The sequence below is a fragment of the Paraburkholderia phenazinium genome (genome assembly GCF_900141745.1).
Lineage (GTDB): Bacteria > Pseudomonadota > Gammaproteobacteria > Burkholderiales > Burkholderiaceae > Paraburkholderia > Paraburkholderia phenazinium_B.
Window position 1 is genome coordinate 2,648,656 of record NZ_FSRM01000001.1, and the last position, 23,966, is coordinate 2,672,621.

Sequence of the window (23,966 nt, forward strand, 5' to 3'; positions counted from 1 at the left end):
GGCCCGCTCATCATGTTCACCCTCTTTACCATGCTCAATCGCTGGATTCGAAGTCTGTCCGCGCGCTTATGGGTGACCAGCATCGTTGCGCTGGCGCTGACGCTGACCGTGCTGGCCATGGGTGTCACCTATGCGTTCAACCACTACCCGGAACAGATGCTGGGGCGGCACGACCTGATTCAGCACACGAAGGAGCTCGCAAGCGGCGTCCGCTTCGATGGCGCTGGCCGTCCCGTCTCCGTCAATCTGCCCGCGGAGCAAGCCTGGATTTTTTCGGCGGCACCGACCGAGATTCACTACCGGGTACTCGACGAGCAGGGCCACGTGTTGTTCGCCTCGGCGAACGCGCAGAACGGTCCGGCCTGGGTTCCGGGCGACCTTGCTGCGGCTGTCGGCCATATCGAGCAGGTAAAGATGGACGGCAGATCGTTCGACATCACGACGCTCCAGTTGCGACAGGGACCGGCGCATTTCTATGCGCAGATCGCAACGAGCGCGCGTCTTCTCGATGCAATGATCGGTACGAAGGTTCGGCAGATTCCCGCCAACGTGCGAATCATCACCTCCATCGCCGCGATTATTTTCGGCCTGACGTTGACGGTCACGGTGCATCGGCTACTCAAGCCGCTGCGGGAGGCGTCGAGTGCAGCTGCGCTGATTACGCCGCGCAACCTGACGACACGGCTGTCGTTGCGAGGCATGCCGAGCGAGATCAAGCCGCTGATCGAGGCGTTCAACGGAGCGCTCGGCAGACTGGAAAACGGCTTCACCGTGCAGCAGCAGTTTCTCGCTTCGGCGGCGCATGAACTGCAGACGCCCCTCACGCTGATCCGCGGTCAGATCGAATTGCAGCCCGGTATCGAGGACAAGGGACTCCTGCTTCGCGAGATCGATCTGATGGCGCGCCAGGTCCGCCAGCTGTTGCATCTGGCCGAAGTCAGCGAGGCGCAGAATTTCACGTTCGGTGAGGTGAGTACGGTCGACGTGGCACGCGACGTCCTGGCGTACCTCGGGCGCAAGGCCGATACGAAGCAGGTCAAGCTCGAGCTCGACTCATCGGGCGCACCGGCCTCTGTGTGGGCGGACCGCAGTGCACTCTTCATCCTGCTGAAAAACATTGTCGAAAACGCGATCAACGTGTCGCCGCCCAATAGCGTCGTGTGGCTTGTCATAGGCGCGGCTTCGATCGAGGTTAGCGATGCGGGGCCCGGTATCCGCGAGGAACACCTGCCTTTCCTGTTCAAGCGGTTCTGGCGGGCGCCCGGCGTCAGACACGATGGCGCTGGCCTCGGGCTCGCTATCTGCAAGGAAATCGCGGTCGCGCACGAATGGCGGCTGACCGTGAGCCGTCTGGCCGCGGGGACGCGCTTTATCGTCGGCTTCTAGATGCCGGCGCGTGCAACGGGCTCGACGCTTGGCATGCGCTCAGGACGCGTGCCAGAGATCGGTCGAGACGAATGCGAGCACCGTCAGCGCGAGGCCCGTGACCACCCCATAACCGGTCCACAACAGCATGCCTCGCGCCACTTGCGGCAACCAGCGACCGCCGTACACGCGCTTGAGCGCGAGAATCAGATAGATCAGCACCACGAGCATGACCCAGCCGCCAAAATTCCGCACACCGGGAATCAGGCAAAGCAGAAACACCAGGAAAATAAACGCATGCAGGTGCACCGTAAATAGCAGATGCATGCCGTAGTTCTGGCGCCTCTTCCGGTAGACGTACCCGCACATCGCCGCAAACACCGGCATCAGCACGAACACCGTATAGGGCAGGCGATGCAGAACGTGGTCGTTGAAAGCGTCGAGCTTGCCGGGTTGAAAGATCCAGCTCATGTGCCTGTCGAGGAACCCCAGCACCGCTTTGCCATTCGGATCGGTCTCCGAGGCGGCGAGGGTGGAGAAGACCTGAGTGGCGGGCACGGTGCGGTTATCGTCGAGCGTCACAACGGTGGGCGTGGGCGTCATGACGGTGGTCCAGCCCAGCAGCAGAAAAAACACAAAACTGAACGTCACATACAGCGACAGCGGCTTCACATAGCGGCGTCGGCGCCCCTGGAGATATTCGATCGTGAGCTGCCCCGGCTTGAGCAGCAGCATCCTGACGGTGGGGACGAGTTTGCCTTCCGCGGCCACGTAATGATGCAGATACTCATGCGCGAATTCGCGCAAGGTGGGCATTTCGTGCACGGTTTCCTGGCCGCATTGCGCGCAATACGGCCCATGCACCGGCGCATCGCAGTTGGGGCAGGCGTCGGGCAGTTCGTGTACGGCATCGTGGCTATGCGTGATTTGCGACATGCGGATGCGGGGCCGGAAGCTATGACAGGCAGCATTCTGACCGCGGCGGCGAGGCACCGTCAAGGATCTGTCAATAAGCGGCGGGGAAGTAAGGGATGCGAAAGGCTTCTGCGGAAGAGCCGATCTGCCGTGTCGACCGGCGTCGTCGGCTAGCTGCTCGTGAGCGCCACGAACAGATTTCGTACATCGAAGGGTTTTTCGCAGCGCGGATAGCGCAGGTAGCCGGGATCGAGCGCATCGGCGCCGTAGCCGGTGGTGAAGACGAAGCGGACGTCGCGTCCGGCCAGCCAGTCCGCAATCGGATAGGACTTCTCGCCATGCAGGTCGACGTCGAGCACGGCACTGTCGAAGGCATCCCGGTGGGCTTCGACAAACTTCAGCGCTTCGTCTGCCCAGCCGAACGGACCGACGATGGTGGCGCCCGCTTCCTCGAGCAGTGCGCACAGGCTCTGCGCGACCAGATAATCATCCTCTACCACGAGAATGCGGCGCCCCTGCAGCTCAGCGCTTTGTCCCATGGCTGTCTCCGAAAGATTCAAGTGTGACCCGTGGGCCGCTCCGGCCTCAGCGGCATGGCGATCCGGCACGAAACGCCATCCTCGCCAAAGACGAGTTCGGCTTTCGCGCGGAGCGAAAAAGGCAGGCCCTGCTCGATCAACTGCCTCCCGTATCCGCGGCGCGTCGATTCCGGGGGCTGCGGCAGACCGCTTTCCCGCCACTCCAGTACCAGCAAGGAATGGTCCTGTTGCCGATCCTCCAGACGCCAACTGATGTCGAGATAGCCCTGGCCGCTCTTCAGCGCGCCGTATTTCACGGCGTTGGTGGCGAGTTCATGAACTGCGAGAGCGATGTTCTGCACGTATTCGAGGCCGAGCGGAACCGTCGGACCGGAGATGGCGACGTTTTCGGCGGCGCTGCCGGCAATGGTCTCGATCTCCATGCGCACGATCTCACCGAGTTCGATCTGCTCGTCGCTTGCCTGGCCGAGCAGTCCCTGTAGACGCCCCAGTGCGCCCAGCCGGCTGGTAAATGCTTCCAGCGGTGCACCTTTGACGAGCGTCTGCATGGCGATCGATTCGACCACGGCCAGCAGGTTACGGGTGCGATGCTGCAGTTCGGCAACGAGGATCTTCTGGCGCTGCTCGGCGCGCGTGAGGCTCGTCACGTTCAGGAAGGTGACCACCACGCCCTCCGCCTTGTCATCGCCGTTTCGATAGGGCGCGAGGCGTACAAGGTAATGCATATGGTGATCGTCGCTGTCGACCCGGCGCTCGATAACCTCGCCGCTGGCCACAACCCTGGCGATCGCTTCGTCGAAGCCGGTGAGCCGCAGGCGGCTCGCCAGATCGGTGATGGGCCGGCCGCGGTCGGCCGCGCGGATATTGAACACCTCGGACATGGCCGGCGTGAAACTGCGAATCACCAGCCTGTTGTCCAGAAACACCGTGGCGACCGCAGTGCTGTCGAACAGGTTCTGCAGGTCGCTCCTGGCGCGGTCGAGCGCTTCGATCTTGCCGTTCAGTTCGGTATTGACGGTGTGCAGCTCTTCGTTGAGCGACACCAGTTCTTCCTTGGACGCCTCCATCTCCTCGTTGGTCGACTGCAGTTCTTCGTTGACCGAAACGAGTTCCTCGTTCGACGACTTCAGCTCTTCGAGCGCCGTTTCATATTCCTCGATCATCGATTGCAGGCGCTCGCGCGTCTCGCGCAACTCGCGCTCCATCTGCAGCGCGGTGCCGGTGGTGGTGGCTTGCGCGCGGTTTAACGCTTCCTCGCGGCTCAGCACGGGACCCTGATCGACGAACAGGACCAGATAGAGCGGATCGGCGCCGGAGCGGGTGGCAAGCGGCTCCACAGTCAGGCTGACCACCTGCACGCGACCGTCGTCTTCCTCGACCGCAATACCGTCGCGTGTGACGGTGCGGCCCGATTCCACTGCTTCGCGAAACACCGTGCGCAGTTCAAGGCGGATGCCTTTGCGTGCCATCGTGAAAATCTGCCGGGTCGGCGCACCGGGCGCCGCTTCGAGATACTTGCCGGTGCGCGAGGAATAGTAGGCGACATCGCCTTCCCGGTTCACCACGACATGGGGCGGGGCAAATCGCTCGAGCACCTGGGTGTCGACCATCTGGCGCAACGCCGCGCCGCCGGGCTGGACGCGCCGCGGCGTGAGTTCGTGCGTTTGCCCTGGGCGCAAGGCCGACACCGTGAGCGGCAGACGCACGCGTGGCATGACATCCGAGCGGCGCTGGAAGATACGATGTTTTTTCTCGAGCGGCACGAACAGATCGTCGAACTGGCTCACGCTCTCGGAGGCGCCGAGGAACAGATAACCGTCCGGACGCAGTGCATAGTGGAAGGTCGGAATCACCTGGCTTTGCAGGTCCAGACCGAAATAGATCAGCAGGTTGCGGCAGGAGACCAGATCGATACGGGAGAAGGGCGGGTCGCGAATCACGTTGTGCGGCGAGAAAATGCACAGGTCGCGCACTTCCTTGGCCACTGCGAAGCTGCCGCCGTCGGAGATGAAAAAGCGCCGGCGCCGTGCGGACGAGACACTGCCGAGCAACGCGGCCGGATACCTGGCGGCGCGTGCGACGGCGAGGGCCCGGTCGTCGATATCGGTTGCGAATATCTGCACGCGCGGCACGACCGCGAGCTGATCCATATGCTCGCGCAGCAGGATGGCGAGCGAATACACTTCCTCGCCGGTGGCGCAACCGGGAACCCAGATGCGCACGATATCGTCGATGCCGCGCGCCTCGAAGAGCCTGGACACGACCAGTTCGGCAAGCGCATCGAACGCTTCGGCGTCGCGAAAAAAGTTGGTCACGTTGATCAGCAGATCGCGAAACAGCGCGTTGACTTCCTGCTGATGATCGCGCAGGTGTGCAACGTACGCTTCCAGATGACCGATCTGCACCACCTGCATACGCCGCTGCACACGTCGCATGAAGGTCTTGAGCTTGTAGCCGCTGAAGTCGTGGCTGATCTGGCCGCGCAAAATGCCGTAGATCTCCGCCTGCGCCTGCTCGATCTTTTGCAGCTCTTCCTGGGCGCTGGCACTGAACGCAATGTCGTCCAGCACGTAAGCGCTGCGGGCAAACTCCGCCAGCTTGTTGCCCATTGCCTCGACTGGCAGCGCGTAGTCGACGAGTCCGGTGGCGATGGCACTATCCGGCATGTTGGCGTGTTGCGGCCCAAAACCGTCGGCAACCTGCGCCATCGTCAGGCCGCCGCGTTCCTTGACGGCTTTGAGGCCAAGCGTGCCGTCCGAGTCGCCGCCGGACAACACCACGCACACCGCCAGCTCGCCCTGGTCTTCGGCGAGCGAGCTGAAAAACACGTCGATCGGTTTGCGTTCGCGGTGCAACGCGTTTTGCGGATGGAGACGCAGATGCCCCTTTTCGACGCCGAGCATGGCGTCCGAGGGCAGCACGTAGACATGATTCTTCTGGACCGGCTCGCCGTCTACCACCACATGCACCGGCATCGTGGTATAGCGCCCGACAATCTCGGACAACAGGCTGTCGCGTGCGGGACCGAGATGCGTAACGATCACGAGGGCCAGCTCCGGTTCTTCGGGCATACCGCGGAAAAACCCTTCAAGCGCTTCGATACCGCCCGCAGAGGCGCCGATGCCGACAACCGGAAATCGCGCTTGCGTGCTCATCGTGCGATTCGCGCGACGGCGTACTGGCGCGGGGATACAGTCAGCGAGACGCTGGCTGCGTGTTGGCTTGGCATGGGATTCCTGGCGGCGGGGCGGATTGAGAGTAGTCGATAATCCTACCTTGATTTGGCCTGCAGTTACCGTTAGTTGGTTTCGGGCCGGGTGGATTTTGCGTCGAGGCGCCGGCAAGCGAAGCTTCCGGCGTGTTCATCCACGTTGTCGCAGCATTCCTTGTGCCCGGTCCAGGCTGCGCTCGCTGTATTCGTCCTGGTAAAGCGGGGTGTGCTGATTGCCAGTCAGGCCATTGCGACCGCGACCGGCCTGCCGATCGTGAGGTAATGCAGCAGCGCGAGCAGCGGAAACACGCTCGCGACGATGGCGGTCAAGGTCCAGCCGCCGTGCTCATACAGCGTGCTCGCGAGCGACGAGCCGAGCGCGCCGCCGATAAAAATGCTCGTCATATACAGGGCATTCAGACGGTTGCGGCTCGCCGCATGCAGGCCGTAGATCGCACGTTGGCCGATCACCATGTTCATCTGCGCGGCGAAGTCGAGCACGACACCCGTAACGACGAGACCGCCAACGCCCCACGCGGGATGAATCAGCGAGGGCGTAAAGGCGAGCGCGGCGATCACCAGCGCGACCAGTGTCGCGCTAACCGAGTGGCCCGCATCGGCAAGGCGTCCTGCAATCGGCGCGGAGGTGGCGCCAATCGCGCCGACCAGGGCGAACAGCGCAATGCCGTTCTGCGACAGCCCGTAATGACGTGTCAGCTCAATCGGCACGGTGGTCCAGAAGAGGCTGAAGGTAGCGAACATCAAGCCCTGATACAGCGCGCGATGACGCAGCACCGGCAAGGTAGCGACCAGTTCGCCGAGCGAATGGATCAACTGGAAGTAGGTCGCCTGGTGCGAGGGTTGGCGCGGCGGAATCGTCAGCGCGAGCACGGTTGTCACGATCGCCATCACCACAGCGGCCGCGCCGAACACGACGCGCCAGCCGAAATGCCCGGCCACTACGCTTGAGAGCGGCCGCGACAGCAGGATGCCGAGCAGCAGGCCGCTCATGATGTTGCCGACCACCCGGCCGCGCGTTTCGTCGGGCGCGAGGTGCGCCGCCAACGGAATCAGGATCTGCACCGCAACCGAACTGAACCCGACCAGTAGCGAGATCGCCAGAAACGCGCTTGGCTGACGTGTCACGGCGGCCAGCGCGAGACTGACGATGGCGACGAGCGCCGTTGTGATCATCAGCTTGCGGTTTTCCAGCAGATCGCCGAGCGGGACGAGGAAGAACAGTCCCAGGGCGTAGCCGATCTGCGTCAGCGAGACGATCAGGCTGGCCGTGCCGCCCGTCATATGGATATCCGGTGCGATCAGTTCGGTGATCGGCTGGGCGTAGTAGATATTGGCGACGATCGCGCCGCAGCAGAAGGCGAACATCGCGGTCAGGCCGCGAGTCATCTGGACGGTGCCGCCATTTGCGCTGGCGGCGGGTGAGTTGGAGGTCATGGCAAATCCTGATTGACGAACCCGCATAGGATATCGGTTGCGATCCGTGAGTAGAATACGTCCATTGAGCAACCTGGCGTTGCGTGCAGCGCAACGCCAAGCGTCGAGTTGTACCCTTTGGGTCCGGCCTCGACGTTACCGAAGGAGGTCGGGAAGTGGACAAGCTGGTTGCCTTGAATACCTTGCTGGAAGTGGCCGAGGCGGGTGGCTTTTCCAAAGCGGCCCAGCGGCTGGGTGTTGCCACTTCGTCCGTCACACGTTTGATGGACGCGCTTGAAGCTTCGCTCGGTACCGCGTTGCTGACCCGCACGACGCGGCGCGTTAGCCTGACCGATGCCGGGACGGCCTATGTCGAGCAGATCAGCAAGGTACTCGACGATCTCGCGGTGGCCGACGACAGCATCTTCGATAGCGGGGCGTCGCCAGTCGGGGTGCTACGCATTTCCGTGCCGACCGCGTACAGCCGACTGCAACTCGCGCCGCATCTGGCTAGCTTTCTCGCCACCTATCCGCGCATGGTGCTCGACGTCGTGGTCGGCGATTATTACGTCGATCTTGCCGCCGAGCGGATCGATGTCGCGGTCCGGATCGGCCTGCCGTCGCGTGACGAACACCTGGTCATCAGAAAACTGGCCGATAACGCGCGCTTCGTGGTCGCGAGTCCCGCGTATTTCGCGCGCTGCGGCCTGCCGTCCGAGCCGCAGGAACTGGCCGCGCACGAGTGCCTGCGCTTCGGCTATGGCGGAACCTATCGGCCCGCGCGCCAGATCTGGACTTTCCTGCGGGGCGAGACCGAGGTGCGCGTCGAAGTGGAGGGCCGCATGATTGCCAACAATCCGGACATCCTGCTGGAAGCGGTGCTCGCGGGCCGTGGCATCGCCTTGCTGCCGGAGTGGCTGGTGGCAGCGGAGATTCGCGCGGGCCGCCTCGTGCGCCTGTTTGCCGACGCCGAAATCAATCCGCATGCCGGCCGGTCGGCGGTCTACGCGGCTTACCTGCCGAATCGCCGCCATTCGAGCAAGGTGCGCACCTTTGTGCAGTTCCTGCAGGAACGCGTGCAAGGCGTTCGGGAGGCGTGAGCCGAGCGCTTCGGCTCGCTTTGCGTCAGCTCAGGCTACTGACGGTACTTACGGTGTTGCCGGCCTCAGCGCATGGCAGCCTGCATCAACAGGCGGAATGGCAGCGCGAGCAACATTGCCCCTGCCACGCCTGCGCACCACAGGGCGACGAACCAGAGCACGCGCTTGAGCCGCGTAGGAGCAGGGCGTTTCGCCGTGCCTGGTTGCGCAAGCGAAGAAGCGGTCTGCTTTTGTGTAGGCGGGGGCCAGGAAAGTCGCATTGCAGCGTACCTTGTCAAAGCTTAGTGGTACTTCGCACCCGGCGCAGACTTGCCGCGGAACACGTGATATCCGAGTGTCGTGTAGATCAGAATCACCGGCAGAATGATTACCGCACCCACCAGCGTGAAGAGCTGACTCGAGCGCGGCGCAGCGGCGTCCTGGAGCGTGATGGCGTACGGTATCGCATACGGCCAGATGCTAACGAGCAGGCCAATGTAGCCGAGCAGGATCAGCAGCAGCGTCAGCAGAAACGGCGTGTTGTCGTGCCGGCGTCTCAGCGCGCGGAGCATAAACAGCGCGGTAATCACGACGAGAAACGGCACCGGCAGCAAGCGATGCAGCAGGCCCGAATCGAACCAGCGCGCCGCGATTTTCGCGTCGGTCAGCGGCGTCCAGATCGACACCACCACCATGAAGCCGAGCAGCACGAGAGTGAGGGGACGCACGACCTCGTGCAGACGATGTTGCAGGTCGCCCTCGGTCTTCATGATGAGCCAGCAGGCGCCGAGCAATGCGTATGTCGCCATCAGGCCAAAGCCGGTGAGCAGGCTGAACGGCGTTAGCCAGAAAAACGGCGGCCCGGCGAAAACGCCGTTCGTCACCGGAATACCCTGCAGGTAGGCGCCCAGAATGACGCCCTGAAAAAACGACGCCCCACCCGATCCGGCGATGAAGGCGAGGTTCCAGAGGTTTTTGGTGCGGGTTGCCTTCTCGCGGATTTCAAAGGAAACGCCGCGAAAAATCAGGCAGACGAGCATCGTGACGATCGGCAGATACAGCGCCGAGAGCACGATCGAATAGACCGCGGGAAACACCGCAAAGAGCGCTGCGCCACCGAGCACCAGCCAGGTCTCGTTGCCGTCCCAGACTGGCGCAATCGTCGCGATCATCAGGTCGCGCTCGCCGTCGTCGGGGAAGAACGGGAAAATCATCCCGATGCCGAGATCGAAGCCATCGAGGGCGACATACATGAAGAGCCCCAAGGCGATAATCGCGGCCCAGATCGTCGTCACGTCCATGCTGTGCTCCGCTTCAGGTGAGTAGAGGTTCGCGGGATGTTGCCGTTTGCCTCGGGTGCCGGTTCCTGCTCCACAGGGCGCATCATTCGACTGCGGCGAGCGGCCGCCGGCCGCTGCTGTTCGTATCGGCGGCGCTCGCATTGCGCGGCCCTGCATCGTCGTAGGCTGGACCGATGCGCAGCAGCTTGAGGATGTAGTAAATGCCCGTGCAGAACACCAGGCAATACACGATCACGAAGATCATCAGCGACACGCTCACGTCCTGCTGGGTCACCGGCGACACCGCTTGCGCGGTGCGCAGCACGCCGTATACCACCCACGGCTGGCGGCCCGCTTCGGTCGTCACCCAGCCGGCAAGCAGCGTCACGAATCCGGCCGGGCCCATGGCCACCATGATGCGCTGGAACAGACGGTTTTCGTAAACACGGCCGTGGCGCCGCAGCACCAGTCCGATCAACGCCAGCAAGATCATCAGCATGCCGAGGCCCGCCATGACGCGAAAGGTCCAGAAGATGATCGACGAATTCGGCCGGTCCTCTTTCGGAAACTCTTTCAGGCCGCGAATTTCGCCGTCCCACGAGTGTGTGAGGATCAGACTGCCCAGATGCGGAATCTGGATTGCGTAGCGGGTCACTTCGGCCTGCATGTCCGGAAAGCCGATCAGATTGAGCGCGGTTCCGCCGTGCTCGGTTTCCCACAGACCTTCGATAGCCGCGATCTTCGCAGGCTGGTATTTGCGCGTGTTCAGGCCATGCTGATCGCCCACCAGCGCCTGGATCGGCGCGAGCACCAGCAATAGCCAGAGCGCCATCGAAAACATGGTTTTGACGGCAGGGTCGCGCCGGCCGCGCAACAGATGCCACGCGCCGGTGGCAGCGACAACCAGCGCGCCGACGATGAACGCGGCAATCGCCATATGGGCGAGCCGGTAGGGGAACGAGGGGTTGAAGATGATCTTCAGCCAGTCCTGCGGCACTACGTGACCGTCCTCGATCGTGAAGCCCTGCGGGGTCTGCATCCAGCTATTGGAGGCGAGAATCCAGAAGGTGGAAATCAGCGTGCCGGTGGCGACCAGCAGCGTCGCCCCGAAGTGCGCCTTGCGTCCCACGCGATCCCAGCCGAACAGCATGATGCCGAGAAAGCCGGCCTCGAGAAAGAACGCGGTCATCACCTCGTAGGTGAGGAGCGGTCCGGTGATAGGCCCGGCGAATTTCGAAAAGCCGGCCCAGTTGGTGCCGAACTGGTACGCCATCACCACGCCGGAGACGACGCCCATGCCGAAGCCGATCGCGAAGACCTTCGACCAGTACAGGCACAGTTCCTTGTAGTGCGGTTTGCCGCTTTTCAGCCACGCCGCTTCGAGCACGGCGATGAAGCTGGCAAGGCCGATGCTCATCGCCGGGAAGATGATGTGGAACGATACCGTGAACGCAAACTGCAATCGCGAGAGGTCCAGCGCGCTGAGGTTCATCATTGCGGTCTCCCGAAGACGAGGGCTGGCTGGGTTGGCGGAGCGACTCCGCAGGCACATGGCAACATACACTTTTTTTCGCCGCAGTGTCGCTAACCTGCGTTCGCAGAACGTGACGGAGCTGGGCAGTGCAGCTCGCCGCTATGCGTTTCCTTGAACGAGGCGCGAGCGCACGAAGCCGACATGCTCGCGTAATACGTAAAACGCATCGGCGTAGGCGAGCGGCATGCGCAGGCTGTTGAGCGAGTCTTCGATCTGGTCGAGCTCCTCGACAAGCGCATCGCGTTGGGCCTGCGACGGATCCTTCAGCGCCTCGCGTTCGATTGCGATCAGCGAACCGTAGTTGCGATAGATGCGCGAGCGGACACGCCAGCGGTACAGTGCCGGCACCAGCCGCATGGCGGGGAACAGCAGCACGGCGACTGGCAGCAGCAGAACCAGAGTGCGATCGCCGACGCTCGCCAGCCAGAACGGCAGATTGCGGTAGAGAAAGCTCTTGCCGGTCTTGTAGTAGCGCTGCGCGTCGTCGCTGATCGGATACTCGTGCTGGATCGGGCTCGGAAATTGTCCCGCGTGCTGCAGAAGGCCGGGCATGCCGTGAATCTCCTGCGCAGCTTCGATCAGCAGATCGGAGATGGCGGGGTGCAGCCTGGTACGCGCGATGATTTCGACGGTCGGGCTGATCAGATGGATGGTGTCGTTCGGGATCTTGTGGCGCAGGTCGAGCACGCCGGGCGGCAGGTCGATTTCATCCAGATACGGAAAGAGCCGCGTATAGGCGCTCGCTTCCTCGAAGTCCATCACGGAGATGCCCGGTACGCGCAACAGCCGCAGCATCAGGGCGCGGGTGGCCGAATCGCCGTTGAGGATCGCGGCATCGGCGTCGCCCGAGACCAGCTTCGTTGCGGCTTCCAGCCCGTCGGCGGGCAACAGCGTCGTGTTCTGGCCAGGCACGATGCCGTTCGCGGCCAGCAGGTTGAGCGCCAGCACCCGCGTGCCGCTGCCTTCGCGGCCCACGGCGATGCGTTTGCCTTCGAGTTGCGCGAGCTGCGTAATGCCGCTGCCGCGATAGAACACCACGATCGGGTCATAGAACACGCTGCCGAGCGACATCAACGAGGACGCCCCGAGCCCATCGGTTACGCCGCCTTGCACCAGCGCGACGTCCACATGCTGTTTAGGGTCCAGCAGCCGTTGCAGGTTCTGCAGCGAGCCGTCCGATTCCAGTACCTTCAGCGTGATGCCGTTACGGGCGAGAATCTTTTTGTATTCGTTGGCGGCCTGCAGGAACGAACTGTCGTGCGGGCCGGCGCTCATGACGATTGTATGCGGCGGCGCCGGATCCACCAGCCAGATCACCAGCGTGATCACCAGCACCACGAACACGGCGATCGGTGCGAACGTCAAGGTTAGATCGCGCAGATCGGCATGGGAATGCTCGCCTTGAAAACTCGGTGGTCGCGGGCGATGGTGTCTCATGAAAGCTCCGTACGGGTGGCGGGGCAGGTCTTATGGCGCGCGCGGCGCGCGGTGTCTGCACGTATAGCGTAGCAGCACTGGCTTTCGTCTGAGCCTGGAAAGTGTGGAAATGCGCGGTGGCGCCGCAACAGGCACCGGATAGCTAATACTGCACCAGTATCGTCACGCGCCGGTTTGCTGCGCGAGCGGCCGCGTCGTCGCCAAGCAACAGAGGGATATTGTCGGAGTGGCCGATGGCCGCCAGCCGCTGCGGTTCGATGCCTCGGTCCACCAGGAACCGCACCACGGCGCCGGCGCGTGCCGACGACAGCTCCCAGTTGGATTCGTATTTGGCGTTGGAGATCGGTGAACTGTCGGTGTGACCTTCTACCAGGATGTTGTGAGTGGAGTAGCCCTTCAACGCCGCAGCCACCTGATCGAGCACGCTGGTCGAGTCCGGCAGCAAGTGCGCATCGCCCGCGCGAAAGAGGATTTTTGCATTGATGCTGATTTCCACGCTGCCCGATTCTTCGTCGATATTGATCTGGCCTCTGTCGCGCAGCGCTCTCAGGAGCGACAACAACCCGGCTCGCACCGCTTCCTGTTGGCCGTTCGCCGCGCCATGTGCAGCGACGCCGGCAGGGCTTCTGTCGTTCTTGACGCTGCGCGCGGATTCGAGAAGCTTGATTTCCAGTTCGTGGTACTTCGCCAGCTGGATCGCATACAGCGCCAGAAACAGCACCATCAGCGTGGTGACAAGATCCGAGTACGAGAGAAGCCAGCGCTCGGGGCGAGCCTCGGCGTCATCGTCCAGCTTCGGATTGGGCTTTTCGCCTGCGAGAGCCATGCGTGCTATGCCAGCAATGCTTTTGAGCGCTCGCGCACGTCGCCGGTGAGGCGCGTCTCGATGGTTTGCGGCGACTCCCGGCGCGAGATGGCAAGCAGTCCATCGAAATACAGTTTCCGGTAGCGCAGTTCGCTATCCACCTGCGCCTTGATCTTGCCGTAGATGGGCAGGAACAGTATGTTGGCGAGCGCGAGGCCGTAGAGCGTCGTCACGAAGGCGACCGCCACACCTTGGCCGAGCCTCTCGGGCTCGAGAATGTGCCCCGTCACCTGGATCAGGCCTAGCACGGCGCCGAGGATGCCGAAGGTCGGTGCGTAGCCGCCCGCTTGCAGCCAGATCCGCGCCGCGGCCATGTGGTTGCGCTCGTAGGCATCCAGTTCGCGTTGCAATGCGTCTTCGATCACCGCGGTGGAAACGCCATTGGCGATCAGCTCGAGCCCGCGTTTGGCAAACGGATGAATGCCTGCCGGGTCCATCGATTCGAACGCGAGCATGCCGTTCAGCTTGGCTTTGTGTCCCCATTCGAGCAGCACAGAGAGGTTTTCCTGATCGACCGGTTTGGCGGCGATGAAGGCGAAGCGAAGCTGCCTGACGCCATCGGCAAAGCGGCCCCAACTGTTCTGAACCATCACGGCGCCGATCGTGCCGCCCAGCACGATCACGAGCGCCTCAAGCTGGAACAGCGATGCAAACCGTCCACCTTCAAGCGCAAAGCCCAGCACAATGGCCGCGATGCCCACAACCGCGCCGCACAGCGTCAGGAAATCCATACAAGACCTCGACAATTCAATTGAAGGATTGTGCGTTGGACCGGTTCAATGGCACGCGGCGGCCTAGATGGGCGACCCGATCGGGACCGATGGATTCACTGAAGGCGATTTGATGCTCTTCACCAGCTCGATAAAGCGCTGCTCGATATCCGGGATCTCGAGCGGATCGATCTTGATGTCGCGTCGCATGATCCACGAAATCTCGTTCTGGCGCGCCTGCGTCATGACCGAGAGCAGCCGGTCGGCGATCGTCTGGTCAGTCATCGTGGCAAGCAGCTTGGCGAGGTCGTAAGTGTCGAACGCGCTCACGGCGTCGAACAGGGTTCGCTGGTCGACAAACTCGAGATCGCCCAGCGATTCGAGCTGGCTGGGGGTACGTATTTTTCGCTTCGAGAAATAGGCCGTGCCGTGCTCTTCGACGTAGTTCAGCACCTTGCTCTTGCGAAACGCAAAGATATCCTCAGCGATTTCCGAGTGAGAAAGCTTCTTGAGAATCAGCTGCTTTTCGACACCGATCAACGCTTCCAGATCGGACAGTTCGATCAGCTCGAGTTCACCGGTGATCGCGAGATCCAGTTCGTGATCGGCCACTTGCTGGGCACGCTCGATGAGGCGGATCGGGTCAAAACTGACCATATGCCGGCCCGCCGCACCGTCTTCGCTCGCGACCCCGCCCTTGCCGATGTACTCGGGGCGTCCTGCATCGAAGCTCACCAGATTGAGTTTTTCCATCCGTTTGAGCATGGCCATTACGTGCAAACGGGAATGGCCTGCAATTGCGCGGCACTTCCGGATGACCTCGGCGAGCGGCACCGACACTTCTTCGCCCGGCGCGCGGCGCGCACGGCTCTGGGTATCGGCGCCGGCCATCAGAGCCAGCACGTGCGCATAGGATAGGACACCGGGCAGGAAGTCGGCATGCGTATAGGTTGCGAGCAATTCGTCCTTGCGCCTCGTGCGGCGAATCATCGTGCGTACCAGATGGCGCAGCAGAGGCGAGACGCGCTCCATTTCCTCCTCGACGACGCTGGTTTCGATGACGGTCAAACGGCAGAAGGTGAGCGCCTTTGCGGTGGAACCACGTGGCTCGGACGGCAGTAGCGCAGATTCGCCGAAGATTTCGCCCTTGCCCAGGGTTGCGAGGATCACCCGCTTTTCGTCGCACTGTGTGGAGATTTCGACTTTGCCGTCGGCAATGACGTAGAGGGCTGAGGTCCCGACATAGCCCTCGGAGAAGATGACTTCGCCCGGAGCCGCGGTCCGCGACCTTGACGACTGTTGCTGGTTCAATGTGTTCCCCTGCGGAGTGTTTGGCCCTGCTCAAGCGGTCTCTGCGGACTCGCTCACTGGCGACATATTTTGCTGCCGCTTGCCCGTGTATAACGACTTTTTTGCCGATTTCTTTAGCGCGGGGATACACTTTAATAAATGCCGCAACCTCAGACGGGGCGGGCTTGTGCGAGGACAGGAGGGCGCGCGATGCGCAGAAAATCCTTTCGGTCCCTTACGCAAACGTTTGGCGTTCGGCTCTACTCGTAGAGTGCCAGTGACGACGGCCTTGCCGGACGGTGGAGTCAACGCAGGGTGATACACAGTGCATCATACGAATGCAAAGTAATCCTGATTAATCAGGAGGATAAGCGCGATGCGCTGCATTGGCCGGATGGAATTCTTCGACCGTTGCGTCGGCGCCGCGGCGAGTGACGCGAAAACCTGCGGGCCGGCAGCGTCCGCTTGCGCTCAGTCCGCGATGCGCTTGTCCGCCAGCGCATACTGGCAGTCGCCCAGCACCTGGGTGACAAGCCGCGCCTGGAAGTCGAGGTCGTCGGTGTCGAGGATTTCTTCGACGGCGTCACGGGCCCACTCCGCTTCGACAAAGTGTGCGTGCCGGGCGGCGATCTCCAGCGCCATCGCGGAGAGTTTGGCGACGCTCAGCCAGTCAGCTTCCCGTAAGTGACGGTCGAGCCACTTGTGAGCCGCCTGCACGTGGAAGGAGGGTTCCGGCCAGGTCTCATTGAGGTAATAGGCGCCGAGGCTCCCGCAGGTGAGCCAGCAAAGCAGTTCCACGCGGTCGCGTGGGCTCAGATGGAGGCGTACATCACTCATGGCGATACCCGCTACGACAAGTTGCGTTCGGTTCCCGACGGTGCGCGAACCGTCCTGAGATGCAACCCAACGATAGCACGCGGTGGCCGGATTCAGGAACACCTTGTGCTTATCGGCCACAACGCGGCCACGGCGATTGTGCTCAGAAGTTGTATTGCAGGTAAATTTCGCTGAAATTGACGCCAGGGTTGGGGTGCTCGAGGCCCGCGTTCGACAGATGCTGGAAGCGGAAACCGGCCTGGTATTGCTGATGGCCGCCGAACTGCGCACCCACGCCGATCATATCGGCGAACTGGAACGACGACGAGAAGGTGCGGTCCTCCGTCTCCCGTACATGGTCCAGCAGGCGCACTCCGACACCGCCTTCAATATACGGCCGGAACCATCCCGAGCTCTTGATGAAGCGAAACACCGGCGTCAGACCGAATTCCCAGATGTCGGGGTGGGCGGCATCGGATTCCCGGATGTCCCAATAGGCGACGTGCGCCTCGCCGACGACAGTGAAGTGATATCCGCCGATTTCCCACCAGGTTAAACCGGGGTCCCAGACAAAGCCGAGATCGGCTTTTTTTACATCATGGTCCGCGACGCCTCCGGAAATTTGCACACCGAATTCGTCGGCATGAGCCGCTGCTGCACCGACAGTTAGCGCGCAAAACACTAAGGCGCGGAAAAGTTTTCCTGGCAGAGGTTGCTTGCTGGTTCGCATTGGGATTTCCGACCGCTCGAGTAAATTGTTTTATCGGCAGATGTTTATTGTTTAGACACGCGCTGCAAGCTCGCCGTTAATCGTCTCATGGCTGCTGCTTGTCGACGTGTTGCCCTTTACGGGCCCTGCCTCGTGCTAATTGCGCAATCGGCCGTTTGCGCGATGAATTCGCTGTCTTAATGACGAAGGGCATTCTAGAGCCATACGGGCGGGCTGAATATTCGCGCCGCGGCAAATCACTGTGTTCAATGTGGCAACGATCGGGGTGGAGTTGTCTCTAGAATCCGTTCGCATATTCGTCAGAGCATTAATCTGGTTGCGCGAGCAAGCATCAGACCCGCAGCGGCTTGACTGGACCACCTGGGAATGAGCACTGCCGTTCTATTTGGCGATTTTTTGCAGTCTAGCCGAGCCGCGAGAATCGTGCATTTTCGGCGCGCGTTATTACTGCGCGCATGCTCGACGCCATGCTCTAAGGATGCGGCCTTTTCCGTCGCTTCAATTTGCTGAAGCTGCGCGTGCCTGACTCAGCTTGATCGCAGGAACCAGCATCACCGAGAGTACGGAAAACACGGTGATGACCAGAATGGACGTGAAAGTCAGATGCAGCGATTGATGGAGCGCGAGCCGCACGGCCGCGCCACTTGCAGTATTGCCCGGCGCCGAGTCGAGAATCTGCCGGAGCTGGTCCGCGGTCACGGCGGCGATCGTGGATGAATGCGCGAGCCCGTAATTCAGCACCGCGCCGAACATGGCAGCGCCGAGCGTGCTGCCGAGATTGCGCGAGAACAGATTCGACGCAGTCGCACTGCCGCGTTCCGACGGCTCGACGATTTCCTGGATCAGGATCAGCGAGCTGACGCTGACAATCCCCATGCCGAAGCCGATTACCAGCGAGCCGATCCCCGCGAGCACCGGACTGCTGTCCGGGTTCAGCGTCGCGAAGAACACGCCCCCGAGCGGCAGAAACACACTGCCGCCGATCAGCGTGCGCCGCAAGCCGAGCCGATGAAACGAGCGGGCCGCCAGCGTTGCACCGCTCGGCCAGCCCAGCATGATCATGGTCAAGGCGAGGCCGGCGACCACCGGCGAGCGGCCCAGTACACCCTGCACGTACATTGGCAGAAAACTGGTCAGGCCCATCAGCGCCATGCCCGACAGCACCGTGGCGACATTGCAGGCGGCGATCGGCCGGTGACCCCACAAGGCAAATGAAATCATCGGGTCGGCGGCACGGCGCTCCTGCCACACGAACAGGACCCCGCAGACGACGAACAGCGCGAATTCGAATGCCACCAGCGCGTCGCTGGAACTGCCCACGTCGGTGAGGCCCATCATCAGCGCGCCGATCGATACGGTGAAGAGGGTGGCGCCTGCGAAGTCGATGGACGGGCGCCCATGCCTTTCATGTTCGTGCAGGAATGCAAGAAAGCCGGCCGCGGAGGCGAGTCCGATCGGAATGTTGATCCAGAAGATCCACGCCCACGACAGGTCGCGAATCAGCAGGCCACCGGCCATCGGACCGATCACGGCAGCGATGGCCCAGACGCTCGCGAGGTAGCCCTGGATCTTGCCGCGTTCGCGTGCGGGGTACAGATCGCCGACGATCGTGAGCGTGACGGGCTGGATGGCTCCGGCGCCGACGCCTTGTATCAGGCGGAACACGATCATCGCCGGCATCGACCACGCAAAGCCCGCGAGCACCGAACCCACCAGAAAGATGACGATGCCGATCAGGACAATGGGCTTGCGGCCGTACAGGTCCGCGAGTTTGCCGAACACGACCGTCATCGCGGTCTGCGCGAGCAGGAATGACGAGAAGACCCAACTGTAGAGATGCAGGCCGCCGAGCTGCGTGACGATCTGCGGCATGGCGGTGGAGACGATGGTGGCTTCGATGGCGACCATTGCCATGGAGGCCATCACCGCGGCGATGACCAGGGGCCGTACTGTCTTGGGGTGCTGTGACATGCCGTCTATATAGAAGAATGGGGATCGCGCGGCTTCTCGAGGCCGCTCGAACGCGCAGGCGGTTTGCCCGGGGTGTCAGCTTTCTGGAAGGTGCGGGCCTGAACGCTTTGACACCGGCCTTGACGCGACACTACGCAGCGTTCGCTTAAGCGCGAGTACGGATGTTACCGCTACATCGGTGCTGCTGCTTGCGCCGTGCCAGGGACTTGGACTGCACGGCGGTGCAACAAGATGGTGCGACGCACCACAACGTTGCACCAACTCAATTCATGCTGCGCCGGAAGAGCGCGCGACTCATCGCGAGAACGCAGAGCGCGGTCGCAAAGAAACCTCCTGTTTTCACGCGCAAATTCACTGGTTAAGGTCCTTGACCGGTGCGTCGCTCAGCCTTATTCCACAGCGCCTCGCCAGGATCACGCGAGCATCGGCCGCGAGCGTCGGCGCGGTTCGCATCGTCAGCGCGGCTGCGCTCATGGCATATCTATTGCATTGCAACGCAGCGGGGCCAACGACGGCCTCAACGTATTGCACTCTTGAGGGGCTGCCCGTCTAAAGCGGCCCACAGGGACAACGGCGTCCCGAGTACCCAGAAGCCACCGAGATATCGGAGCGCACTGGGCACTCGGGACGCTTTTTTTTTGCGCTCCATTTTTTTGCCGCGAATTTTTCAACGCCTTCACCCTGCGAGAGAGACCCATGAAACACCTATTGGATTCGCTAAAAAGCGGCAACTGGCGTGCGTTGTTAGCGTGCTTTCTATACTTCGACACCGGGTTCACCGTGTGGGTGATGTTTGGCCCGTTGGCACCGTTCATTCACAAGGACATTGCGATGTCGCCCGCGGAACTGGGCTTCCTCGTCGCGGTTCCGGTGCTGGGTGCGGCCATTCTGCGGGTGACGCTCGGCAACCTGTACCAGGCTTACGACGGCCGCCGTATCGCCTTGCTTGGTGTGGCGCTCTCCGCGCTGCCTTCAGTTGTCCTACTGTTGTCGCCGACGCCGCCGTCCTACGTGACGCTGCTGGTGCTCGGCGTGTTCCTCGGCGTAGGCGGCGCAAGTTTTGCCGTGGCCTTGCCGATGGCAGGCAGCAACTATCCGCCGAAGGTGCAAGGCCTCGTGCTCGGCCTCGCCGCCGCGGGCAATATCGGCGCGGTGCTCGACGGCTTCATGTTCCCCAGTCTCGCGGACCACTTCGGGTGGGCCAAAGCGGCCGGCGCGGCGCTGCCGTTACTGGCTCTCGCGGCGGTCGCGCTGTTCTTCTGGGCGAAGGACCTCGGCGCGAAAACGGGTAGCGCGCCGCGCGCTTTCCGCAGTTTCTGCGTCACCCTGGGCGGACTGATCGCGCTTGTTCTGGCCGTGCATGCGGGTGTTTTTGGCGGCGGAAAAGCGGGGGTATTACTGCTGCCCGTGCTGGGTGCGCTGCTTGCCATCGCGGTGTTGCCGAAGCATTACCGCAGCGTGCTGGCTGAAGGCGACACGTGGGTCGTGATGCTCGTCTACAGCATCACCTTCGGCGGCTTCGTCGGCATGTCGTCTTACGTGACGACGCTGCTGGTGTCGCTCTATCAGTTGCCCAAGCTCGAAGCGGGGCTCTTCATGTCGCTGCTCGCGTTTACTGGCGCACTGGTGCGTCCGATTGGCGGCCTGATCGCCGACCGCATCTCGGGTGTTCGCGCTCTCGTGTTGCTGCTTGCCGGTATTTCGCTGTGCGACTTCGCGTTCGCCGCATGGATGCCGCCGCTCGGAGCCGGCATCGCATTGCTGGTGGTCACCTATCTGTGCTTCGGCCTTGGCAACGGTGCCACCTTCCAGCTCGTGCCGCAACGCTGGAAGGGCAAGACCGGCTTGATGTCGGGGATCGTCGGCGCGGCCGGCGGGATCGGCGGCTTCTATCTGCCGGTCATCATGGGGATGGCCAAGGAAAGCACGGGCAGTTACCAGATGGGCTTCGCGACCTTTGGCGTGATCTCGGCGCTCGCCTTCGCGCTGGTCGTGCTGCATCGTGCCCGTTGGCTCAAATGGGCGCTACCGGCCGAGGGTCTTGTGGTGGCCAATCCGCTTTCGACACCGGCGGGTGTGCGCGCCGATAGCGGTGCTTGAGCCAGCAGGAAGTGGGACGTGTAGACAGTTGTTGCCCCGAATTCAACCGCTGAACGGCTGGATGATCCACGGGACGCCTTTTTATTTGCCGGACGAAAATCATGTCGCGAACCGAGCTGGAAACTGACGAAACCCCTGTCACGAACGTTGTCGTCGTCGGCCACGGAATGGTGGGACACAAGCTCCTCGAATCTCTGGTGGATGACGCGCGTTGCGCGTTGCACATCACCGTGCTGTGCGAAGAGCCGCGCCCTGCTTACGACCGCGTGCATCTGTCCGAATTCTTCTCGGGCAAGTCCGCTGAAGACCTGTCGCTGGTCAAGCCCGGCTTCTTCGAGCGCGAGAACGTACTGCTCAAGCTCAACGCTAAGGCGGTAGCGGTCGATCGCGCAGCGCGCACCGTGACAATCTCGACCGGTGAAGCCCTGTCGTACGACAAACTGGTGCTCGCCACCGGTTCGACGCCTTTCGTGCCGTCAATTAAGGGCAACGATCGTCAGGACTGCTTCGTCTATCGCACCATCGAAGATCTCGAAGCCATGCAGGCTTGCGGTGCGCGCTCCAGGACCGGGGTGGTGGTGGGCGGCGGCCTGCTCGGGCTCGAATGCGCCAAGGCGCTGCACGATATGGGGCTGGCGGCGCATGTCGTCGAGTTTGCACCGCGCCTGATGGCGGTGCAGGTGGACGACGGCGGCGGCCGGGTTCTGCGCAGCAAGATCGAGGAACTGGGCGTGCAGGTTCTCACCGGCAAGCAGACGCTCGAGATCGTCGACGGCGAAGCGGGCACGCACCGCATGCAGTTTGCCGACGGCACGCATCTCGATACCGACATGATCGTGTTTTCCGCAGGCATCCGTCCGCGCGACGAGATCGCACGCGCTTGCGGCCTCGAACTGGGCCCGCGCGGCGGCATTGCGATCGACGACACCTGCCGGACCAGCGACCCCGACATCTTCGCCATTGGCGAGTGCGCCGCATGGAACGGCATGGTGTATGGCCTCGTCGCGCCGGGTTACGAAATGGCGCGCATCGCTGCACGGCAACTGCTCGGCGACGAGGCCGGCTTTGCAGGGGCGGACATGAGCACCAAGCTCAAGCTGATGGGCGTGGATGTGGCGAGCATCGGCGATGCGCACGGCAAGACGCCGGGCAGCCGCTCGTACCAGTTCAGCGACGAGCGCAAGCAGGTCTACAAGAAGCTGGTGGTATCCGAGTGCGGCAAGCAACTGCTCGGCGCGGTGATGGTGGGCGATGCGGCCGAATACGGCACGCTGCTGCAGATGATGCTGAACCGCATCGAGCTGCCTGAAGCACCGGAATTCCTGATTTTGCCCGCCAGCGACGGCAAGACGAAGCCAGGGCTCGGCGTTGACGCATTGCCCGAAGGCGCGCAGATCTGCTCGTGCAACAACGTCTCCAAGGGCGAAATCTGCGCGGCAGTGTGTGCCGGCGCCACCAGCATCGGCGCCCTCAAGACGGCGACCTGTGCCGGCACCTCGTGCGGCGGTTGCGTGCCGCTCGTCACGCAGGTGATGAAAGCCGAAATGAAGAAGCAGGGCATGGCGGTCAACAATCACGTGTGCGAGCACTTTCCGTACTCGCGCCAGGAACTGCATCACATCGTGCGCGTCGAGCGCATCAAGAGCTTCGGCGCACTGCTCGAAAAGCACGGCCACGGTCTGGGCTGCGATATCTGCAAGCCCGTCGCCGCCAGCATTCTCGCCTCGTGCTGGAACGAATTCGTGCTGAAGAAGGAACACGCGAGCCTGCAGGACTCGAACGATTACTACCTCGCCAACATCCAGCGCGACGGTACCTATTCCGTAGTGCCGCGCATGCCGGGTGGCGAGGTCACGCCAGAGGGACTCATCGCCGTTGGGCAGGTGGCGAAGAAATACGGCCTCTATACGAAGATCACCGGCGGCCAGCGCGTCGACCTGTTCGGCGCCCGCGTCGACCAGTTGCCGCTGATCTGGGAAGAACTGATCGCAGCCGGTTTCGAATCGGGTCACGCCTATGGCAAGTCGTTGCGCACGGTGAAGTCGTGTGTGGGCTCGACGTGGTGCCGCTATGGCGTCGGCGACTCGGTCGGACTCGCGGTTGCGATGGAAAACCGCTACAAGGGTCTGCGCTCGCCGCACAAGCTCAAGTTCGGCGTGTCGGGCTGCACCCGCGAATGTGCGGAGGCGCAAGGCAAGGATGTCGGCATCATCGCCACCGAGAAAGGCTGGAATCTCTACGTATGCGGCAACGGCGGCATGAAGCCGCGCCACGCGGAACTGCTGGCAGCGGATCTCGATCGCGAGACGCTCACGCGTTACATCGACCGTTTCCTGATGTTCTATGTTCGCACGGCCGACCGTCTGCAGCGCACCAGCGTATGGCGCGACAACCTCGAAGGCGGGCTCGACTATCTGATCGACGTCGTTGTCCACGACAAGCTGGGTCTCGCCGCGGAACTGGAAGCGGACATGCAGAACGTGATCGATACGTACGAATGCGAGTGGAAAAAGGCGGTGACCGATCCCGAGACACGTAAGCGCTTCCGTCATTTCGTCAACAGCGACAAGCTCGACGAGAACGTGACCTTTGTCGAGGAACGCGGCCAGATCCGTCCTGCGACACCGGCAGAGCGCGAGACCGCCAGGCAGTTTCCAGTTCCCGTGGTCGTCGAGACCGTTTGAATCCAG

General features: G+C 62.4%; 17 protein-coding genes. 4 read left to right on the plus strand and 13 right to left on the minus strand.

What is annotated here, in order from left to right; genetic code table 11:
• The first annotated feature begins 12 nt into the window (after nucleotides 1-12).
• Nucleotides 13-1,386: an ATP-binding protein gene (locus tag BUS06_RS12060; RefSeq protein ID WP_254368826.1), complete on the plus strand. Its 1,374-nt coding sequence runs from the start codon at nucleotides 13-15 to the stop codon at nucleotides 1,384-1,386.
• Nucleotides 1,387-1,425: 39 nt separating this feature from the next.
• Here the strand turns inward: BUS06_RS12060 and BUS06_RS12065 are convergent, their stop codons facing one another.
• From BUS06_RS12065 to BUS06_RS12080, 4 genes are all read right to left on the minus strand, one after another.
• On the minus strand, nucleotides 1,426-2,301 hold the full coding sequence (locus BUS06_RS12065; RefSeq protein WP_074264464.1) for a DUF3667 domain-containing protein: 876 nt from the start codon (nucleotides 2,299-2,301) through the stop codon (nucleotides 1,426-1,428).
• A gap of 149 nt (nucleotides 2,302-2,450) precedes the next feature.
• Nucleotides 2,451-2,819 (minus strand): response regulator, encoded by a 369-nt coding sequence (locus BUS06_RS12070; RefSeq protein WP_074264465.1) that lies wholly within the window; start codon nucleotides 2,817-2,819, stop codon nucleotides 2,451-2,453.
• Between the two features lie 17 nt (nucleotides 2,820-2,836).
• Nucleotides 2,837-5,974 (minus strand): CheR family methyltransferase, encoded by a 3,138-nt coding sequence (locus tag BUS06_RS12075; protein WP_074264466.1) that lies wholly within the window; start codon nucleotides 5,972-5,974, stop codon nucleotides 2,837-2,839.
• A gap of 296 nt (nucleotides 5,975-6,270) precedes the next feature.
• A complete protein-coding gene (locus BUS06_RS12080; protein WP_074264467.1) occupies nucleotides 6,271-7,485 on the minus strand; it encodes an MFS transporter in 1,215 nt (404 codons plus the stop codon).
• 155 nt (nucleotides 7,486-7,640) lie between these two features.
• Between BUS06_RS12080 and BUS06_RS12085 the strand changes: the two genes are divergently transcribed.
• Nucleotides 7,641-8,564, plus strand: coding sequence for a LysR family transcriptional regulator (locus BUS06_RS12085; protein WP_074264468.1), 924 nt, complete (start codon nucleotides 7,641-7,643; stop codon nucleotides 8,562-8,564).
• Nucleotides 8,565-8,845: 281 nt separating this feature from the next.
• Here the strand turns inward: BUS06_RS12085 and cydB are convergent, their stop codons facing one another.
• The 9 genes from cydB to BUS06_RS12135 all read right to left on the minus strand — a co-directional run bounded on the left by cydB (nucleotide 8,846) and on the right by BUS06_RS12135 (nucleotide 19,176).
• On the minus strand, nucleotides 8,846-9,844 hold the full coding sequence (cydB, locus tag BUS06_RS12095) for a cytochrome d ubiquinol oxidase subunit II (protein ID WP_074264470.1): 999 nt from the start codon (nucleotides 9,842-9,844) through the stop codon (nucleotides 8,846-8,848).
• 82 nt (nucleotides 9,845-9,926) lie between these two features.
• The gene (locus BUS06_RS12100) at nucleotides 9,927-11,315 is read right to left on the minus strand and encodes a cytochrome ubiquinol oxidase subunit I (RefSeq protein ID WP_074266052.1); all 1,389 of its coding nucleotides are present in this window, start codon (nucleotides 11,313-11,315) and stop codon (nucleotides 9,927-9,929) included.
• A gap of 141 nt (nucleotides 11,316-11,456) precedes the next feature.
• Nucleotides 11,457-12,794, minus strand: coding sequence for a TAXI family TRAP transporter solute-binding subunit (locus BUS06_RS12105; RefSeq protein ID WP_074264471.1), 1,338 nt, complete (start codon nucleotides 12,792-12,794; stop codon nucleotides 11,457-11,459).
• Nucleotides 12,795-12,936: 142 nt separating this feature from the next.
• Nucleotides 12,937-13,620 (minus strand): OmpA family protein, encoded by a 684-nt coding sequence (locus tag BUS06_RS12110; RefSeq protein ID WP_074264472.1) that lies wholly within the window; start codon nucleotides 13,618-13,620, stop codon nucleotides 12,937-12,939.
• A gap of 5 nt (nucleotides 13,621-13,625) precedes the next feature.
• On the minus strand, nucleotides 13,626-14,390 hold the full coding sequence (locus BUS06_RS12115) for a flagellar motor protein (RefSeq protein ID WP_074264473.1): 765 nt from the start codon (nucleotides 14,388-14,390) through the stop codon (nucleotides 13,626-13,628).
• 63 nt (nucleotides 14,391-14,453) lie between these two features.
• Nucleotides 14,454-15,680 (minus strand): Crp/Fnr family transcriptional regulator, encoded by a 1,227-nt coding sequence (locus tag BUS06_RS12120; protein WP_074264474.1) that lies wholly within the window; start codon nucleotides 15,678-15,680, stop codon nucleotides 14,454-14,456.
• Nucleotides 15,681-16,130: 450 nt separating this feature from the next.
• Entirely contained in the window at nucleotides 16,131-16,496 is a 366-nt protein-coding gene (locus BUS06_RS12125; RefSeq protein WP_074266053.1) for a hypothetical protein, read from the minus strand.
• Nucleotides 16,497-16,638: 142 nt separating this feature from the next.
• Nucleotides 16,639-17,205, minus strand: a complete 567-nt coding sequence (locus BUS06_RS12130; RefSeq protein WP_074264475.1) for an acyloxyacyl hydrolase — start codon at nucleotides 17,203-17,205, stop codon at nucleotides 16,639-16,641.
• 498 nt (nucleotides 17,206-17,703) lie between these two features.
• Nucleotides 17,704-19,176 carry an MDR family MFS transporter gene (locus tag BUS06_RS12135; protein ID WP_074264476.1) on the minus strand — a complete coding sequence of 491 codons (1,473 nt, stop codon included), beginning with the start codon at nucleotides 19,174-19,176 and terminating at the stop codon, nucleotides 17,704-17,706.
• A gap of 696 nt (nucleotides 19,177-19,872) precedes the next feature.
• On the opposite strand from BUS06_RS12135, the gene BUS06_RS12140 reads away from it, so the two are divergent.
• Complete coding sequence (locus tag BUS06_RS12140; RefSeq protein ID WP_074264477.1) at nucleotides 19,873-21,276, plus strand: MFS transporter; 1,404 nt, start codon at nucleotides 19,873-19,875, stop codon at nucleotides 21,274-21,276.
• Between the two features lie 101 nt (nucleotides 21,277-21,377).
• A complete protein-coding gene (gene nirB / locus BUS06_RS12145) occupies nucleotides 21,378-23,960 on the plus strand; it encodes a nitrite reductase large subunit NirB (protein ID WP_074264478.1) in 2,583 nt (860 codons plus the stop codon).
• The last annotated feature ends 6 nt before the right edge of the window (nucleotides 23,961-23,966 follow it).